The organism is Cognatiluteimonas lumbrici, assembly GCF_006476065.1.
GTDB classification, from domain to species: domain Bacteria; phylum Pseudomonadota; class Gammaproteobacteria; order Xanthomonadales; family Xanthomonadaceae; genus Cognatiluteimonas; species Cognatiluteimonas lumbrici.
This window is the reverse complement of record NZ_ML636798.1, coordinates 2090931-2107832: the sequence shown is the minus strand read 5'-3', so window position 1 is coordinate 2107832 and position 16902 is coordinate 2090931. Positions and strand designations below refer to the sequence as shown.

Genomic DNA, 16902 nt, shown 5'->3' with positions numbered 1-16902 from the left:
GTCGCGGCGCTAGCGCCGCTCCTACAGGGCGTTGCGGGAGGGGGTGTTGCGGTCCTCGGGGTGCTGGTAGGGCGGCGCGTCGGCCAGCGGATCGATGTCGAAGGTCTGCTTCAGCACCAGCGACGGCAGCATCGTGTTGAGCACCGTGTACAGCACCAGCCCCCCGAACAGCGGCCCCGGCAGATCGAAGCGCTCGAACAGGATCTGCGCGATCACCAGCGTGAACACCAGCGTCGGCGCCAGTGCCACCGACACCCGCAGCGCCCCGGCCGCGCTCTCCCGGAACACCACCCGCCGCTGCAGCCAGGTCATCCCGACCCGCAGCGGCAGCACCACCGCCGTGATCCCGAGCCCGATCAGCAGCGCCTCCAGGCTGAGCGCGTCGCGCGAGATCAGGGTGCCGGCGTGGAAGAAGTAGAACGGCACGAAGAAGGTCGCGAACAGGCGCAGCGCGTGGATGTTGTCGTGCGCGGTCAGCCGCGGCATGCGGTCCTGCAGCATGCGCGCGGTCAGGCCGGCGATGAACGCGCCGACCAGGTAGTACACCCCGAGCCGGAAGGTGAAATAGGCCGCAACCATGCCGACCATCACCAGCAGCGAGAACTCCGAGCCGGGCGCATGCGGCACCACCCAGCGCCCGAGCGCGATGAACAGCAGCGGCAGCCCCACCAGCAGCCCGACCATGGCCGCGGAGGACACGCCGAGCTCCATCCCGTTGTCTGCCTTCAGCGCCACGAACAGCACCGCCAGCGCCAGCAGCTCGCCGGCAATCGCCTTGCTGGTCACCCAGAAGCGCTCGCCCTCGTCCAGGCCCATGCGCTCGAGGGTGTCGAGGATGAAGCCGGTGGACGGGGTCAGGAGCGCGAGCGCGAGCAGCACCGAGGCCTGCCAGCCCAGCTCGAGGTAGCGCCACGACAGCCAGCCGACCAGGGCCAGCGAGATCCCGCGCACCGCGAGGTGGATGGCCAGGCGCCCGGCGCCCTGGCGCAGGGTCGCCAGGTCCACCTCGAGCCCGGCGAACAGGAACAGCGAGGAGATGCCCAGCGCCGACAGCAGCGTGACCACGGGGTCGTGGGTGTCGCTGCCCCACAGCAGCATCGCGCCCACGCCCAGCAGCAGGCTGGTGATCGGGGCCGGGATCTTCAGCCGCTGCAGTGCGCGCGGCACCACCAGCAGGCCGAAGATGAGGAGCAGGTAGATGAGGTCGCGGCTCATCGGCGGCAGGGTAACCGGAGCGGGCGCCTGCGTCGCGTCAGGCCGCGTGGACCGTCACTCGGCGCCCCACGGCGGCGGCGGTGCCGGCACCGGCGCGGACAGGTCGAACGCGACCCGGAACAGGCGCCCGCCCGGGCGCGACAGCTCGTAGGTGAAGCGTTCTCCGGGCACGAGTTCCATCGCCCAGGTATTGCTCACCGATGCCGAAAGTCCCTCGCGCTCGAACATCGCCACCGACTCGGCATCCACCGGGAATTCCTGGCGGATGGCGCTGCCGGCGTCGGCGGTGTCGCCGCCGTACAGGGTGACCGCATCCGGGCTGCCGTCGGCGTGGCGGTGGTCGTGCTTCAGGCGCAGGCCTGCCCCGGTCCGCGTGAGCACCCAGGTGCGCGAGCGGTCTTCGCCGACATGGAAGGGAATGCGCAGTTCCTCCTCGTCGCACTGGCGCACGTGCATGACCAGCGGCTGGCCGGCGAAGGCGTCGTTGCCCGGCGCGGCGGGAACGTCGGTCTCCACCGTGCCGGCGAAGGCCTGGCCGCACAACGCGCGCAGGTTGGCGACGAACGCGTCCTGCGGGGCGTGCGCGGGCTCGACGGCTGGTTCCGGCACCGGCGACGGCGCCTGCGCGCAGGCGGCCAGGACCAGGGAGAGCAGCAACGCGGTGGTCGCGAGCGAGGGGGACTTGCGAAGGGTGTCGTGCATCAGGCGGCCTCGTACAGGGCAAGCAGTTCGGCTTCGCTGGCATCCAGCGCAGCACGCAGCGACTGCTGGCGGCTCGCCAGCGGCGCGGCGGCGGCATGGTCGCCGGCGGCGTAGGCCTCGGCAAGTTGCGCCTCGACAGTGGCCAGCTCGCGTTCCCGGTCGGCGATCTCGGCCTCCAGCTTCGCCAGACGGCGCTGGTCGACCTTGGGTGGAGCGCACCCTTCGTCCGCCCCCTGCGGGGGCAGCTTCTCCCCGCTGGCGGGGAGAAGGGACGGCGCGGGCGCGCGCGACGCTTTCGACTTGCCGCCCTGGTCGCCGCGGCTGGACGAGAGCCACGCCGCGTATTCGTCGAGGTCGCCGTCGAACGGCGCGACCCGGCCGTCGGCGACGCGCACGAAGCGGTCGCTGACCATGCCGATCAGGTGGCGGTCGTGCGAGACCAGCACGATCGCGCCGTCGAAGTCGCTGAGCGCCTCGGCCAGCGCCTCGCGCATGTCGAGGTCGAGGTGGTTGGTCGGCTCGTCGAGCAGCAGCACGTTCGGTTGCCGCCAGGCGATCAGCGCCAGCGCCAGCCGCGCCTTCTCGCCGCCGGAGAACGCGTCGATGGACTCGAACGCACGGTCGCCGGGGAAGTTCCACTTGCCGAGGAAGTCGCGGAAGGCCTGGGTCGGGGTGTCGGGCGACAGCTCGCGCAGGTGGTCGATCGGCGACTGTCCGGCGCGCAGCGACTCGACCGTGTGCTGGGCGAAGTAGCCGATGCGCATGTCCGGGTGCGCGTTGCGCTCGCCGGAGATCAGCGGCAGCTCGCCGACCAGCGTCTTCACCAGCGTGGACTTGCCGGCGCCGTTCGCCCCGAGCAGGCCGATGCGGTCGCCCGCTTCCAACCCGAAGCCGACGTCGTGCAGGACCACGGTGGGAGCCGCCATGGCGGCGAGCCTTTCCCCGGTCGCCGCGACCTTGGAAGAGCTCGCCGCCATGGCGGCTCCCACAGGGGGATACCCGCAATCGGCATTCTCCAGCCTGACCAGGCTGTTCGGCATCCGCGCCGGCTGCGGGAACTCGATGCGCAGCGCGCGCTCGGCGCGCACCGCCTCGGTGCCGGCGAGCTTGGCCAGCCGCTTCATCCGCGACTGCGCCTGCTTCGCCTTGCTGGCCTTGGCCTTGAAGCGGTCGATGAACGACTGCAGGTGCGCACGCTCGGCCTGCTCCTTCTCGTGCGCGATCTGCTGCTGGCGCAACTGCTCGGCGCGCTGGCGCTCGAACGCGGTGTAGTTGCCGGCGTACAGCTTCGCGCGGCCGTCGTGCAGGTGCAGGGTGTGGGTGGCGACGTTGTCGAGGAACTCGCGGTCGTGCGAGATCACCAGCAGCGTGCCCTGGTACTTCAGCAGCCACTGCTCCAGCCACAGCACCGCGTCCAGGTCGAGGTGGTTGGTCGGCTCGTCGAGCAGCAGCAGGTCGCTGGGGGTCATCAGCGCGCGCGCCACGTTGAGGCGTACGCGCCAGCCGCCGGAGAAGTCGGACACCGCCTTTTCGTGGGTCTCCGGCGGGAAGCCGAGGCCGTGCAGCAGCCTGCCGGCGCGCGCGGTGGCGTCGTAGCCGTTGAGCGCTTCCAGCCGCTGGTGCGCCTCGGCCACCGCCTCCCAGTCCTCGCGCGCGAAGGCGTCCGCCTCCATGCGCACCGCCGCGTGCACCTCGCGGTCGCCGGAGAGCACGAAGTCGAGCGCCGTGTCGGGCAGCGACGGGGTCTCCTGCGCGACCCAGGCGATGCGCGCCTTGCCCGGCAGGTCGAGGTCGCCGCGGTCGGGCTCCAGCTCGCCCATCAGCGCGGCGAACAGCGAGGACTTGCCGGTACCGTTGCGCCCGACCACGCCCACCCGCCAGCCGGCGTGCAGGGCGAGGTCGACGCCGGACAGCAGCAGCCGTTCGCCACGGCGCAGGGCGAAGTCGCGGAAGGAGATCATCCGTGTATTTTAGACCGATGCCCCACCACACCTCGCTGATCGCCATGCTCGTCGCCGGCTTCGTGCTGGCGTTCGTGCTGGGGGCGCTGGCCAACCGACTGCGGCTGTCGCCCCTGGTGGGCTACCTGCTGGCGGGGATCGTCGCCGGGCCGTACACGCCGGGCTTCGTCGGGGATGCCGAGATCGCGCCGCAGCTGGCCGAGATCGGCGTGATCCTGCTGATGTTCGGGGTCGGCCTGCACTTCTCGCTGCGCGACCTGCTGTCGGTGCGCGGGATCGCCATCCCCGGCGCGGTAGCGCAGATCACGGTGGCCACGACCCTGGGCTGGGGCCTGGCCCTGCTGATGGGCTGGGGGCACATGGCCGGCCTGGTGTTCGGGTTCTCGCTGGCCACCGCCTCCACCGTGGTCCTGTTGCGGGCGATGGAGGAGCGCCGGCTGCTGGACACCCGCCGCGGCCGGATCGCGGTCGGCTGGCTGATCGTCGAGGACATCGCCTGCGTGGTGGCGCTGGTGCTGATCCCCGCGCTCGCCGGTGCGCTCGGCGACGGCGACGCCAGCGCCGGCGAGATCGGCATCGCGCTGCTGTTCACCTTCCTCAAGGTCGGCGCCTTCGTCGCCTTCATGCTGCTGGTCGGGCGGCGGGTGATCCCGTGGCTGCTGGAGCGCATCGCCGGGACCGGCTCGCGCGAGCTGTTCACCCTGTGCGTGCTCGCGATCGCGATGGGGGTGGCGCTGGGCTCGGCCGAGCTGTTCGGGGTGTCGTTCGCGCTGGGCGCGTTCTTCGCCGGCATGCTGCTCAACGAGTCCGAGTTCAGCTCGCAGGCGGCACAGGACTCGATGCCGATGCGCGACGCGTTCGCTGTGCTGTTCTTCGTCTCGGTCGGCATGCTGTTCGACCCGATCATCCTGTTCGACCACCCGTGGCAGGTGGTAGCGACCACGCTGATCATCCTGGTCGGCAAGTCGGCGGCGGCCTACGGCATCGTGCGCCTGTTCGGGCACTCCCGCTCCACCGCGCTGACCATCTCCACCAGCCTGGCGCAGATCGGCGAGTTCGCCTTCATCATCGCCGGGCTCGGGCTGGCGCTGCGGCTGCTGCCGCCCGAAGGCCTGAGCCTGGTGCTGGCGGGCTCGCTGATCTCGATCATGCTCAACCCGCTGCTGTTCATGCTGCTCGACCGCTGGCAGGCGCGCGAGGACGCGCGCGCCGACCGCGAGCGTCCGCCGGAACCGCCGGTGGTGCCGGTGGACATCGAGGGCCACGCGATCGTGGTCGGCTACGGCCGCGTCGGTGCGCAGCTCGCGACCCTGCTGCGCCACCGCGGCGTGCCGATCGTGGTGATCGAGGACGACGCCGACCTGGTGCGGCGCGCGCGCGAGGACGGCTTCACCACCGTGCGCGGCAACGCCGCCAACCCGCGGGTGATGGAGGAGGCGGCGCCGGACCGCGCCAAGCTGGCGGTGTTCGCGATCCCGCAGGCGCTGGAGGCCGGCGAGGCGATCGAGCGGCTGAAGGCTGCGAACCCCGGCATTACCGCCCTGGCCCGCGCGCACAGCGACAGGCAGGTCGAGCACCTGCTCGCCCACGGCGCCGACGCCGCGGTGCTGGCCGAGCGCGAGCTGGCCTACTCGCTGGCCGAGATGATCATGGCCTCCCCGGCCTACCGCCCGCCGCGCACCGCCTAGCGGAACACCAGTTTGCCGGCTTCGGCGTCCACGTGGACGGTGTCGCCGCTGCCGAACTCGCCGGCCAGGATCTTCTGCGCCAACGGGTTCTCGAGCTGGGCCTGGATCGCGCGCTTGAGCGGGCGCGCGCCGTACACCGGGTCGAAGCCGACGTTGCCGAGCAGATCGAAGGCCTTGTCGCTTAGCTCGATCGCGATCCCGCGCTCCGCCAGCCGCTGCTCCAGCCCGCGCAGCTGGATCTTCGCGATCTCGCGGATCTGCGCCTTGTCCAGCGGGTGGAACACGACGATGTCGTCCAGCCGGTTGATGAACTCCGGGCGGAAGTGCGCCTGCACCACGCCCATCACCGCCGCCTTCATCTGCATGTAGGCCTCGGGCGAGTCGTCGCCGGCAAGTTCCTGGATCTGGTGCGAGCCGAGGTTCGAGGTCATCACGATTACGGTGTTGCGGAAGTCCACGGTGCGCCCCTGGCCGTCGGTCAGGCGGCCGTCATCCAGCACCTGCAGCAGGATGTTGAACACGTCCGGGTGCGCCTTCTCGACCTCGTCGAGCAGGATCACGCTGTACGGCCGGCGGCGCACCGCCTCGGTCAGGTAGCCGCCCTCCTCGTAGCCGACGTAGCCCGGGGGCGCGCCGATCAGCCGCGCCACCGAGTGCTTCTCCATGAACTCGCTCATGTCGATGCGGACCATGGCCTCGGTCGAGTCGAACAGGAATTCGGCGAGCGCCTTGGTCAGTTCGGTCTTGCCGACGCCGGTGGGGCCCAGGAACAGGAAGGAACCCGATGGGCGGTTCGGGTCCGACAGCCCGGCGCGCGAGCGGCGCACGGCGTCGGACACCGCGGCGATCGCCTCGTCCTGGCCGACCACGCGCGCGTGCAGGTGCTCTTCCATCCTCAGCAGCTTGTCGCGCTCGCCCTCGAGCATCTTCGACACCGGGATGCCGGTCCAGCGCGAGACCACCTCGGCGATCTCCTCGGCGGTGACCTTGTCCTGCAGCAGGGTGAAGCCCTTCGACTCGGCCTCCTGCGCGGCCGCGAGCTGCTTCTCCAGCTCCGGGATGCGGCCGTACTGGATCTCGCTCATGCGCGCATAGTCCTGGCGGCGCTGCGCCGCCTCGAGCTCGAGCCGCGCCGCCTCGATCTGCTCCTTGAGCTTCGTGGCGCCCTGCAGGGTGGCCTTCTCGGCCTTCCAGACCTCCTCCAGGTCCTTGAACTCGCGCTCCAGCGATTCGATCTGCTCCTCGAGCTCGGCCAGCCGCTTGCGCGACTCCGGGTCCTTCTCCTTCTTCAGCGCCTCGCGCTGGATCTTGAGCTGGATCAGGCGGCGCTCCTTGCGGTCCATCTCCTCGGGCTTGGAGTCGATCTCCATGCGGATCCGCGAGGCCGCCTCGTCCATCAGGTCGATGGCCTTGTCCGGGAGCTGGCGGTCGGAGATGTAGCGGTTGGACAGGGTCGCGGCGGCGACGATCGCCGGGTCGGTGATCTCGACGCCGTGGTGCACGGCGTAGCGTTCCTTCAGGCCGCGCAGGATCGCGATCGTGTCCTCGACCGTCGGCTCGCCCACGAACACCTTCTGGAAGCGGCGCTCGAGCGCCGCGTCCTTCTCGATGTACTTGCGGTACTCGTCGAGCGTGGTCGCGCCGATGCAGTGCAGCTCGCCGCGCGCGAGCGCCGGCTTGAGCATGTTGCCGGCGTCCATCGAGCCCTCCGCCTTGCCCGCGCCGACCACGGTGTGCAGCTCGTCGATGAACAGGATGATCTGGCCCTCGTTCTTGGCGAGGTCGTTGAGCACCGCCTTGAGGCGCTCCTCGAACTCGCCGCGGAACTTGGCGCCGGCGATCAGCGCGCCCATGTCCAGCGACAGCAGGCGCTTGCCGCGCAGGCCCTCGGGCACCTCGCTGTTGACCAGGCGCTGGGCCAGGCCTTCCACGATCGCGGTCTTGCCGACGCCGGGCTCGCCGATCAGCACCGGGTTGTTCTTGGTGCGGCGCTGCAGCACCTGGATGGTGCGGCGGATCTCCTCGTCGCGGCCGATCACCGGGTCGAGCTTGCCGGCTTCGGCGCGCGCGGTCAGGTCGATGGTGTACTTCTCGAGCGCCTGGCGCGCGTCCTCGGCGTTCTCGTCCTGCACCTTCTCGCCGCCGCGCATGGCGTCGATGGCAGCCTCGAGCTTCTGCCGGGTAGCGCCGGCATCCTTCATCGCGCGCCCGGCGGGGCCGCTGTCGTCCACCGCCGCCAGCAGGAACAGTTCGCTGGCGATGAAGCTGTCGCCGCGCTGCTGCGCGAGCTTGTCGGTCACGTTGAGCAGCCGGGACAGGTCGTTGCCGACGGCGATGCTGCCCTCCTGGCCGGAGACCTTCGGCAGGCCGTCGAGGATCTCGCCGAGGCGCTCGCGCAGCAGCGGCACGTTGACGCCGGCCTGCAGCAGCAGCGGGCGCGCGCCGCCGCCCTGCTGGTCGAGCAGCGCCGCCAGCAGGTGCGCCGGCTCGATCAGGTTGTGGTCGCGGCCGACGGCCAGCGACTGGGCGTCCGCGAGCGCCTGCTGGAAGCGCGAGGTGAGCTTGTCCATGCGCATGGGGAAGTCTTCCTCCCGGCTGGGGAACTGGTTCCTAAATGTGGGCGCCCCGCGCCGGTTGCAAGCCGGCGAAAAGCGCGTGAATCCGGCGCTGACAAGATGTCGGCGACAATACCTTCATGCCGAAGCACCGCGACAAGCCACGGCCGCGGCCGCCCGCGCCGGCCGACGACTGGGCGCTGTTCCTGGACGTGGACGGCTGCCTGGTGGACTTCGCCGACACCCCCGACGGGGTCAGCGTCCCCGCCCGCCTGCGCGCCACCCTCGAGGCGCTGGCCACCCGCCTGGACGGCGCGCTGGCGCTGGTGAGCGGGCGCCCGCTGCGCGGCCTGGACCACCTGTTCGCGCCCATGCGCCTGCCCACCGCCGCCGGCCTGCACGGCCTCGAACGGCGCAGCGCGCACCAGGTCCAGGCGGCGCCCGAACCGCCGCCCGCCTTTGCCTCGGTCCGCGACGAAGCCAGGCAACTGGCAACGCGCTGGCCGGGCACCGTGGTCGAGGACAAGGGCGCCGCGCTGGGCCTGCACTGGCGCGGCGCGCCGGCCGCGGGCGACGCCCTGCGCGATTTCGCCGACGCGGTCCTGCCGCGCCTGCCCGGCTACCGCCTGCAGCACGGCAACCAGGTGGTCGAACTGCGGCCCGCCGAGGGCGACAAGGGCGCCGCGATCGACGCGCTGCTCGAGGAACCGCCGTTCCGCGGGCGCGTGCCGGTGTTCGCCGGCGACGACATCACCGACGAGAGCGGCTTCGCCGTGGTCAACCGCCGCGGCGGGCTGAGCGTGCTGGTCGGCGACCGCGAACCGAGCGCCGCGCACTATCGGCTGCGCAGCCCGGAGGCGGTGCGGCGCTGGCTGGCGGAGGGGGTCGCGGCATGAGCAACCTGGACCTGGGCCTGGTCGGCAACGGCAGCTTCAGCGCGCTGCTGGACGCGCGCGGCAGCGTGGTCTGGAGCTGCCTGCCGGCGTTCGACGGCGACCCCGCGTTCTGCGCCCTGCTGCAGCCGAAAATCGAGGGCGGCGACTGGGCGATCGAACTCGAGGATTTCGTCCGCTCCGAGCAGGAGTACCTGGACAACACCGCGATCCTGCGCACGGTGCTGTACGACGCGCATGGCGGTAGCGTCGAGCAGATCGACTTCGCGCCGCGCTGGCGCCAGCACGACCGCTTCTACCGGCCGGTGATGCTGGTGCGGCGCGTACGGCCGCTGAGCGGCAGCCCGCGCATCCGCATCCACCTGCGCCCGCTCGCCGACTGGGGCGCACGCGTGCCGGAATGCACCTGGGGCAGCAACCACATCCGCTTCCTGCTGCCGCAACTGGCGCTGCGCCTGACCACCGACGCACCGCTGCGGCTGGTGCGCGACCGGCTGCCGTTCGTGCTCGACCGCGAACTGCGCTTCATGCTCGGCCCGGACGAGACCCTGACCCAACCCCTGCAGCGCTTCGTGGACGACGCACAGCGGCAGACCGCCGAGTACTGGTTCGAGTGGTGCCGCTACCTGTCGCTGCCGCTGGACTTCCAGGACGCCGTGATCCGCAGCGCGATCACCCTCAAGCTGTGCCAGTACGAGGACACCGGCGGGATCATCGCCGCGCCCACCACCTCGATCCCGGAGGCGCCCCACTCCATCCGCAACTGGGATTACCGCTACTGCTGGCTGCGCGACGCCGCCTTCGTGGTGCGCGCGCTCAACCGGCTGGGCGCGACCCGCACGATGGAGGAATACATCCGCTACATCTTCAACCTGGCCGCGCGCGAGGACCCGCAACTGCAGCCGGTGTACGGCATCGCCTTCGAGAAGGAGCTCGCGGAGGAAGAGGTCGAAACCCTGGCCGGCTACCGCGGCATGGGCCCGGTCCGGCGCGGCAACCTGGCCTGGCTGCAGAAGCAGCACGACGTCTACGGCAGCGTGGTGCTGGCCTCGGCGCAACTGTTCTTCGACCGGCGCCTGCGCCACCGCGGCGACGTGGCCATGTTCGAGCGCCTCGAGCCGATGGGCGAGCAGGCCTTCGCGGTCTACGACAAGCCGGACGCCGGGCTGTGGGAGTTCCGCGGCATGGCCCACGTGCACACCTATTCGGCGGTGATGTGCTGGGCCGCCTGCGACCGGCTGGCGCGGATCGCGCGCCACTTCGAGCTCGACGAGCGCGCGCGGCTGTGGCGCGACCGTGCCGACACCATCCGCGAAAGGGTGCTGGCCGAGGCCTGGAACGAAGAACGCGGCCACTTCGCGGATGCGTTCGGGGGCGAGCGCCTCGACGCCTCGCTGCTGCTGCTCGCCGACATCGGCTTCGTCGAGGCGACCGACCCGCGCTTCGTCGCCACCGTGGAAGCGATCGGCCGCGAGCTGAAACGCGGGCATGGGCTGTTCCGGTACATCGCTCCGGACGATTTCGGCACGCCCGAGACCAGCTTCACCATCTGCACCTTCTGGTACATCGACGCGCTGGTGTCGATCGGCCGCAGGGAAGAGGCGCGCGAGATGTTCAGCCACGTGCTGGGGCGGCGCAACCACCTCGGGCTGCTGTCCGAGGACCTCGCATTCGACACCGGCGAGCTGTGGGGCAACTTTCCGCAGACCTACTCGCACGTCGGCCTGATCATCGCCGCGATGTCGCTCAGCCGGCCGTGGCAGGACGCGGTATGAGCGGGGTCGCGCCATGAGCCGGCTCGTCGTCGTCTCCAACCGCGTGGCGTTGCCGGGAGAGGCGCGCGCCGGCGGCCTCGCGGTGGCGCTGCAGGCCGCGCTCGACGACCGCGCGCGCGCCGACGGCGGCGGCCTGTGGTTCGGCTGGAGCGGGCGCATCGACCCGTCGCAGTCGGGCAAGCTGCACCTGCAGGAGGCCGGCGGCATCGAGTACGCGACCATCGACCTGTCGCGCCGCGACCACGCCGACTACTACAACGGCTTCGCCAACCGCTCGCTGTGGCCGCTGCTGCACTTCCGCATGGACCTGGTGGACTACAGCCGCGAGACCTACGCGGCCTATCGCCGGGTCAATGCGCTGTTCGCCGAGAAGCTGGCGCCGATGCTGCGCGACGACGACCTGGTCTGGGTGCACGACTACCACCTGATCCCGCTGGCGGCGCTGCTGCGCGAGCACGGCGTGCGTTGCCGGCTCGGCTTCTTCCTGCACGTTCCGATGCCCTCGTCCGACCTGCTGGCGGCGCTGCCGCAGCACGGGCGCCTGTTCGAGGGCCTGTCGGCCTACGACCTGGTCGGCTTCCAGACCCAGCGCGACCTCGAGCGCTTCCAGGACTACGTGCGCCTGTACGGGCGCGGCCGGGTGGTCGGCAACGGCGTGCTCGAGACCGCCGGCGGGCGCCGGCTGCGCGCCGGGGCGTTCCCGATCAGCATCGACACCGCGCACATCGCCGAACAGGCGCGCGAGGCCGTGTCCAAGCCGAGCGTGCGCAGCCTCGCCGACAGCTTGTCCGGGCGCGAGCTCGCGATCGGCGTGGACCGGCTGGACTATTCCAAGGGACTGCCGGAACGGTTCCGCGCGTTCGAGCGCTTCCTCGAGCGGCACGCGGACCTCGCCGGCCGGCTCACCTTCCTGCAGATCGCGCCGGTGTCGCGTGGCGACGTCGCCGAGTACCGCGAACTGCGCGAGGAGCTGGAGCAGCTGGCCGGGCACATCAACGGCGCGCACGCGGCGCCGGACTGGACACCGATGCGCTACGTCAACCGCAACTACGCGCACCCGACGCTGACAGGCTTCTACCGGATGGCCAAGGTCGGGCTCGTGACGCCGCTGCGCGACGGCATGAACCTGGTGGCGAAGGAGTTCGTCGCCTCGCAGGATCCGGAGGACCCGGGCGTGCTGGTGCTGTCGGCGTTCGCCGGCGCCGCGCGCGAGCTCGACAGCGCGCTGTTGGTGAACCCCTACGACCTGGACGGCGTCGCCGACGCCATCGCCACCGCGCTGCGCATGCACCGCGACGAACGCCGCGACCGCTGGCGCGCCATGATGGACCGCCTCGAGACCTGGGACATCACCGCCTGGCGCAACGCCTACCTCGAGGCCCTTGCCGCTGCCTGATACCGAGCAGCTTTTTAGCCACAGATTCCACAGATTGAAAAGGATCAAAAAGCAATCGCTTTCGCGGTGAACTCCCGGCCTCCGCGTACAAATCCTTTTTTCATCTGTGAAATCTGTGGCTAAGGAATGTCTTTCCAGACGAGGGTGGCCATGCGGCCGGTGCGGTGGTCGCGGCGGTGGGAGTAGAAGCGGGCGGGGTCGGTGATGGTGTCGAGGCCGCCGCCGTGGATGGCTGCCGGGTCCAGCCCGGCGGCTTGCAGGCGCTGGCGGGCGAGCGCGTAGAGGCCGACGCGCCAGTGGCCGGGGCGGGTGGCGACGAAGGCCGCGGCGGCGCGTGCATCGTGCGCGACAAAGGCGTCGCGGACTTCCTCCCCGACCTCGTAGGCCTCCGGCCCGGCCGCCGGGCCTAGCCAGGCGAGCACGCTGCCGGGGGCCACGTCCATGGCTTCGACGGTCGCTTCGAGCACGCCCGCGGCAAGGCCGCGCCAGCCGGCGTGGGCGGCAGCGACGACGGCGCCATCGGTGGAGCAGAAGGCGACGGGCAGGCAGTCGGCGGTGAGGATGGCGAGGACGGTGTTGGGGGTGCGGGTGACGGCGGCGTCGGCTTCCGGGTCTTCCGGCGAAGAGCGCCCCTCATCCGCCCCCTGCGGGGGCACCTTCTCCCCGCTGGCGGGGAGAAGGGACGGCACTGTAGGAGCGGCGCTAGCGCCGCGACCCACTGCGTGGACCTTGGTGCCGTGGACCTGGCGGAGCCAGCGGGGGGCGGACGGGAGGGCGAGGCCCTGTTCCAGCAGCTTGCGGTTGGCGGCGACCGCGGCGGGGTCGTCGCCGTTGCGCAGGCCCATGTCGAAGCGGTCGAACGGCGGTTGCGAGGTGCCCGCCGGACCGCGCAGGGTCGTGAGCGCATGCACGCCGGCGGGTGCCGGCCAGGCAGCGCGCAGCACGCTGTCGCGGACCCGGGCGGCGGCGTCGCCCGCGGCCATCTCAGCGCGGGTCGTCCGCGTGCGCGGCGGCATCCTCTCGCAGCGCGTCCATCAGCGCGGCGAGGTCGGCCGGGACCGGCGCGCTCACGCGCAGCGGCTCGCCGCTCGCCGGATGCCGGAACTCCAGGGTCTCCGCGTGCAGCGCCTGGCGGCGGAAGCCGCGCAGCGCTTCCACCACCGCGTCCGAGGCGCCGCGTGGCAGGCGCAGAGGTCCGCCGTACAACGGGTCGCCGACGATCGGATGCTTGAGGTGGGCCATGTGCACGCGGATCTGGTGCGTCCGCCCGGTCTCCAGCCGGCATTCCAGCGCGGTGTGCGCGCGGAAGCGCTCGCGCAGCCGGAAGTGGGTGACCGCGTCGCGGCCGTCCTCGCGCACCGCCATGCGGATGCGGTCGCGCGGGTGGCGGTCGATCGGGGCGTCGGCGGTGCCGCCCGACACCAGCGCGCCCACGACCACGGCCAGGTACTGGCGGTGCACCTCGCGCGCGGAGAGCTGCGCCACCAGCGCGGTGTGCGCCTCCAGGGTGCGCGCCACCACCATCACCCCGGAGGTGTCCTTGTCCAGGCGGTGCACGATGCCCGCGCGCGGCAGCGCCGCCAGCGCCGGATCGCGGTGCAGCAGCGCGTTGACCAGGGTGCCGCCCGGGTTGCCCGCGCCCGGGTGCACCACCAGCCCCGCGGGCTTGTCGAGCACGAAGACCTCGGGATCTTCGTGCAGCACCTCCAGCGGGATGTCCTCGGGCTCGGCGCGCACCTGGTCCTCCAGCTGCGCGCGCAGGCTGACCGGCTCGCCGCCACGGACCGGGTCGCGCGGCCGCGCGCGCGCGCCGTCGAGCAGGGCGTCGCCGGACTTGATCCATTCAGCCAGCCGCGAGCGCGAGAATTCGGGGAACAGCTCCGCCAGCACGGCGTCGAAGCGGCGCCCGGCGGCGGCCTCGGGAACGACGGCTTCACGCAGGGTGCCGGGCCGGGGTCCGGGCTGGGGTTTCGATGCAGGCATGACTGCTATTATCCGGGGTTCGTGCCCCCGGCGCCTGCGAAATCTCCGATGACCCCACGCCAGACCCCGCGTCCCGCCCTCCGCCCCGTGCTGTTGCTGCTGCTGGCGGCGGTGCTCGTGCTGCCCGGCTGCAGCACCATCAAGGGCCTGTTCAAGGACCAGGACGCCAACGAGGGCGTGCCGGTCAGCGAGCTGTACGACAAGGGCCACGACCAGATGGTCCACGGCAACTGGACCAGCGCGATCACGGTGTTCAAGCGCCTGGTGGCGCAGTACCCCTACGGGCCGTACACCGAGCAGGCGCTGATGGAGATCGCCTACGCGCAGTTCAAGTCGGGCCGCAACGAGGAGGCGATCTCGAGCATCGACCGCTTCCTGCGCACCTACCCGACGCACCGCAACGTCCCCTACTTCTACTACCTGCGCGGCCTGGTGAACTCGGACCGCAACACGGTGTTCCTGCAGAAGGTGTGGTCGCTGGACGCCAGCCGCCGCGACCTGTCCACCCCGATGCAGGCCTACAACGACTTCCGCATCGTCACCGAGCGCTACCCGAACAGCCGCTACGCCGAGGACGCGCGCGCGCGCATGGTCGAGCTGCGCAACCTGTTCGCCCGCCACGAGCTCGACGTCGGCCTGTACTACCTGCGCCGCGGCGCCCTGGTGGCGGCCGCCGACCGCGCCACGCACATGCTCGAGACCTACCCGGGCGCGATGTACCAGGACGACGCGGTGGCGCTGCTGGGCGAGGCCTACACCCGCCTGGGCAACGAGGCGCTGGCCGCCGACGCGCGCCGGGTGCTCGAGGCCAACAACCCGCAGCACCCGTGGCTGACCGGCGACTGGCCCGACTTCCCGTCGAAGATCCGCCGCCTGAACCCGTTCGCCGGCGAGAAGTCCGCGCTCGACAACTGAGGGCAGGGTCAGGGTGAGGCGTAAGGAGTCAGGCAGCCGCTGCGCGGCTGCAGAGGGTGGAGCAAAAGCCCCAACTGACCCCTTACTGGCGCGGAGCGCCCTCACAAGGCGGCCAAAGGCCGCCGCTCACTCCCTATAGCCGTTCGTGATCGGGTAGCGCCGTTCGCGACCGAACGCGCGGCGCGAGACCTTGGGTCCCGGCGCCGCCTGGTGCCGCTTCCACTCGCTGGTCCGCACCAGCTTCAGCACCCGCTCGACCACCGCGTCGTCGAAGCCCGCGGCGACGATCTCGCCGCGAGACTGCTCCTGGTCCACGTAGCGGCGGAGGATGCCGTCGAGCACGTCGTAGGGCGGCAGCGAATCCTGGTCGAGCTGGTTCGCGCGCAGCTCCGCCGACGGCGGCCGCGCGATCACCGCCGAGGGGATCACCTCGCCGCCGTGCGGGGCGCTGCCGCCGACCGTGTTGCGCCAGCGCGCCAGTTCGAACACCTCGGTCTTGTACAGATCCTTGAGCGGCGCGTAGCCGCCGCACATGTCGCCGTAGATGGTGGCGTAGCCGACCGCGTACTCGCTCTTGTTGCCGGTGGTCAGCAGCAGCCCGCCGAACTTGTTGGACAGGGCCATCAGGATCGCGCCGCGGCTGCGCGACTGCAGGTTCTCCTCGGTGGTGTCGACCGGCGCGTCGCCGAAGCTGGGCGCGAGCGCGTCCAGGTAACCCTGGAACGGCTGCTCGATCGGCACCGTCAGCAGGCGCACGCCGAGCGAGGCGCACTGCACCGCCGCCAGGTCGTTGGACAGGTCGGCGGTATAGCGCGAGGGCATGCGCACCGCGGTGACGTTGTCCGCGCCCAGCGCATCCACCGCGATCGCCAGCACCACCGCCGAGTCGATGCCTCCCGACAGTCCCAGCCAGGCCTTGGAGAAGCCGTTCTTGCGGAAGTAGTCGCGGGTGCCGCGCACCACCGCGCGCCAGGCCAGCGCGTCGCGGCTCTCGTCGCCGTCCACGGTCCATTGCACGGCGGTGAAGCGGCGCGTCGACGGATCGAAGTCGGCGACCAGCCACTCGTCCAGGAACGCGGCCGCGGCCGGGTGCACGATGCCGTCGCCGTCGGCCAGCACCGAGGCGCCGTCGAACACCAGCGCGTCCTGGCCGCCGACCAGGTTCACGTAGGCCAGCGCCGCGCCGCCCATCCGCTGCGTCTCCGCGGAGCGCTGCGCGAGCAGCGCGTCGCGCTGGGCGTGCTTGTCGTGCTCGAACGGCGAGGCATTGGGGACGAGGACCAGTTCGGCGCCCTCGTCCACGCAGTCCGACAGCGGTTCCGGGAACCACAGGTCCTCGCACACGACCACGCCGACGCGCACGCCGTCCACGTCGAACACGCAGGGCCCGCCGTCGGGATCCACCGCGAAGTAGCGGCGCTCGTCGAACACCGCGTAGTTGGGCAGCTCGCGCTTGCGGTAGGTGGCCGCGATGCGGCCGTCGCGCAGCACGCTGGCGCTGTTGTAGACCACCGAGCCGGCGGCCTCGGGCCAGCCGACCACGGCGACGATCCCGGTCGTCGCCCTGGCGATCCCGGCCAGCGCGGCTTCGCAGTCGGCCAGGAACGACGGCCGCAGCAACAGGTCCTCCGGCGGGTAACCGGACAGGGCCAGCTCCGGGAACAGCACCAGCCGCGCGCCGTGCACGTCGCGCGCCTCCGCGATCATCGCGGCGATGCGCCGGGCGTTGCCGGCCACGTCGCCGACCGGGAAATCGAACTGCGCGAGTGCGAGCCTCAGGGTCATGGCGCGAATGTTACCCATCCGCCGGTGTGGGAGC

At 71.5% G+C, this 16902-nt stretch carries 12 protein-coding genes; 5 read left to right on the top strand and 7 right to left on the bottom strand.

All coding sequences use genetic code 11. The features are described from left to right. Window positions 1–21 precede the first annotated feature (21 nt). From E4F25_RS10170 to E4F25_RS10160, 3 genes are read right to left on the bottom strand one after another with little or no spacing between them, the layout of a single operon-like run. On the bottom strand, window positions 22–1215 hold the full coding sequence (locus E4F25_RS10170; RefSeq protein WP_181168262.1) for a cation:proton antiporter: 1194 nt from the start codon (window positions 1213–1215) through the stop codon (window positions 22–24). Between the two features lie 54 nt (window positions 1216–1269). Further along, the gene (locus E4F25_RS10165) at window positions 1270–1917 is read right to left on the bottom strand and encodes a hypothetical protein (RefSeq protein WP_140910019.1); all 648 of its coding nucleotides are present in this window, start codon (window positions 1915–1917) and stop codon (window positions 1270–1272) included. Then, the gene (locus E4F25_RS10160) at window positions 1917–3878 is read right to left on the bottom strand and encodes an ABC-F family ATP-binding cassette domain-containing protein (protein ID WP_140910018.1); all 1962 of its coding nucleotides are present in this window, start codon (window positions 3876–3878) and stop codon (window positions 1917–1919) included. The genes E4F25_RS10165 and E4F25_RS10160 overlap by 1 nt, the downstream gene beginning before the upstream one ends. 17 nt (window positions 3879–3895) lie before the next feature. Between E4F25_RS10160 and ybaL the strand changes: the two genes are divergently transcribed. Next, complete coding sequence (gene ybaL, locus E4F25_RS10155) at window positions 3896–5566, top strand: YbaL family putative K(+) efflux transporter (RefSeq protein ID WP_140910017.1); 1671 nt, start codon at window positions 3896–3898, stop codon at window positions 5564–5566. Here ybaL and clpB read toward each other — a convergent pair. After that, complete coding sequence (gene clpB / locus E4F25_RS10150; RefSeq protein WP_140910016.1) at window positions 5563–8142, bottom strand: ATP-dependent chaperone ClpB; 2580 nt, start codon at window positions 8140–8142, stop codon at window positions 5563–5565. The genes ybaL and clpB overlap by 4 nt on opposite strands. A gap of 119 nt (window positions 8143–8261) precedes the next feature. On the opposite strand from clpB, the gene otsB reads away from it, so the two are divergent. From otsB to otsA, 3 genes are read left to right on the top strand one after another with little or no spacing between them, the layout of a single operon-like run. Further along, on the top strand, window positions 8262–9017 hold the full coding sequence (gene otsB, locus E4F25_RS10145; protein ID WP_140910015.1) for a trehalose-phosphatase: 756 nt from the start codon (window positions 8262–8264) through the stop codon (window positions 9015–9017). Continuing rightward, window positions 9014–10789, top strand: a complete 1776-nt coding sequence (locus tag E4F25_RS10140; RefSeq protein WP_140910014.1) for a glycoside hydrolase family 15 protein — start codon at window positions 9014–9016, stop codon at window positions 10787–10789. The genes otsB and E4F25_RS10140 overlap by 4 nt, the downstream gene beginning before the upstream one ends. A 13-nt stretch (window positions 10790–10802) precedes the next feature. Beyond that, window positions 10803–12185: an alpha,alpha-trehalose-phosphate synthase (UDP-forming) gene (otsA, locus tag E4F25_RS10135; RefSeq protein WP_140910013.1), complete on the top strand. Its 1383-nt coding sequence runs from the start codon at window positions 10803–10805 to the stop codon at window positions 12183–12185. 119 nt (window positions 12186–12304) lie between these two features. Here otsA and pgeF read toward each other — a convergent pair whose 3' ends face one another. Together pgeF and rluD are read right to left on the bottom strand one after the other, a co-directional pair. Beyond that, window positions 12305–13168, bottom strand: coding sequence for a peptidoglycan editing factor PgeF (gene pgeF, locus E4F25_RS10130; protein WP_140910012.1), 864 nt, complete (start codon window positions 13166–13168; stop codon window positions 12305–12307). Window position 13169: 1 nt separating this feature from the next. Next, complete coding sequence (rluD, locus tag E4F25_RS10125) at window positions 13170–14168, bottom strand: 23S rRNA pseudouridine(1911/1915/1917) synthase RluD (RefSeq protein ID WP_140910011.1); 999 nt, start codon at window positions 14166–14168, stop codon at window positions 13170–13172. Between the two features lie 48 nt (window positions 14169–14216). Here rluD and E4F25_RS10120 point away from each other — a divergent pair, with 48 nt between their 5' ends. Then, the gene (locus E4F25_RS10120) at window positions 14217–15083 is read left to right on the top strand and encodes an outer membrane protein assembly factor BamD (RefSeq protein WP_140910010.1); all 867 of its coding nucleotides are present in this window, start codon (window positions 14217–14219) and stop codon (window positions 15081–15083) included. Between the two features lie 126 nt (window positions 15084–15209). Here the strand turns inward: E4F25_RS10120 and E4F25_RS10115 are convergent, their stop codons facing one another. After that, window positions 15210–16868, bottom strand: coding sequence for an NAD+ synthase (locus E4F25_RS10115; protein ID WP_181168261.1), 1659 nt, complete (start codon window positions 16866–16868; stop codon window positions 15210–15212). Window positions 16869–16902 lie beyond the last annotated feature (34 nt).

Bases quoted from the DNA above. Each gene is read 5' to 3' on its own strand.
- E4F25_RS10170 (WP_181168262.1), bottom strand. From the start codon at position 1,215: ATGAGCCGCGACCTCATCTACCTGCTCCTCATCTTCGGCCTGCTGGTG.
- E4F25_RS10165 (WP_140910019.1), bottom strand. From the start codon at position 1,917: ATGCACGACACCCTTCGCAAGTCCCCCTCGCTCGCGACCACCGCGTTG.
- E4F25_RS10160 (WP_140910018.1), bottom strand. From the start codon at position 3,878: ATGATCTCCTTCCGCGACTTCGCCCTGCGCCGTGGCGAACGGCTGCTG.
- ybaL (WP_140910017.1), top strand. From the start codon at position 3,896: ATGCCCCACCACACCTCGCTGATCGCCATGCTCGTCGCCGGCTTCGTG.
- clpB (WP_140910016.1), bottom strand. From the start codon at position 8,142: ATGCGCATGGACAAGCTCACCTCGCGCTTCCAGCAGGCGCTCGCGGAC.
- otsB (WP_140910015.1), top strand. From the start codon at position 8,262: ATGCCGAAGCACCGCGACAAGCCACGGCCGCGGCCGCCCGCGCCGGCC.
- E4F25_RS10140 (WP_140910014.1), top strand. From the start codon at position 9,014: ATGAGCAACCTGGACCTGGGCCTGGTCGGCAACGGCAGCTTCAGCGCG.
- otsA (WP_140910013.1), top strand. From the start codon at position 10,803: ATGAGCCGGCTCGTCGTCGTCTCCAACCGCGTGGCGTTGCCGGGAGAG.
- pgeF (WP_140910012.1), bottom strand. From the start codon at position 13,168: ATGGCCGCGGGCGACGCCGCCGCCCGGGTCCGCGACAGCGTGCTGCGC.
- rluD (WP_140910011.1), bottom strand. From the start codon at position 14,168: ATGCCTGCATCGAAACCCCAGCCCGGACCCCGGCCCGGCACCCTGCGT.
- E4F25_RS10120 (WP_140910010.1), top strand. From the start codon at position 14,217: ATGACCCCACGCCAGACCCCGCGTCCCGCCCTCCGCCCCGTGCTGTTG.
- E4F25_RS10115 (WP_181168261.1), bottom strand. From the start codon at position 16,868: ATGACCCTGAGGCTCGCACTCGCGCAGTTCGATTTCCCGGTCGGCGAC.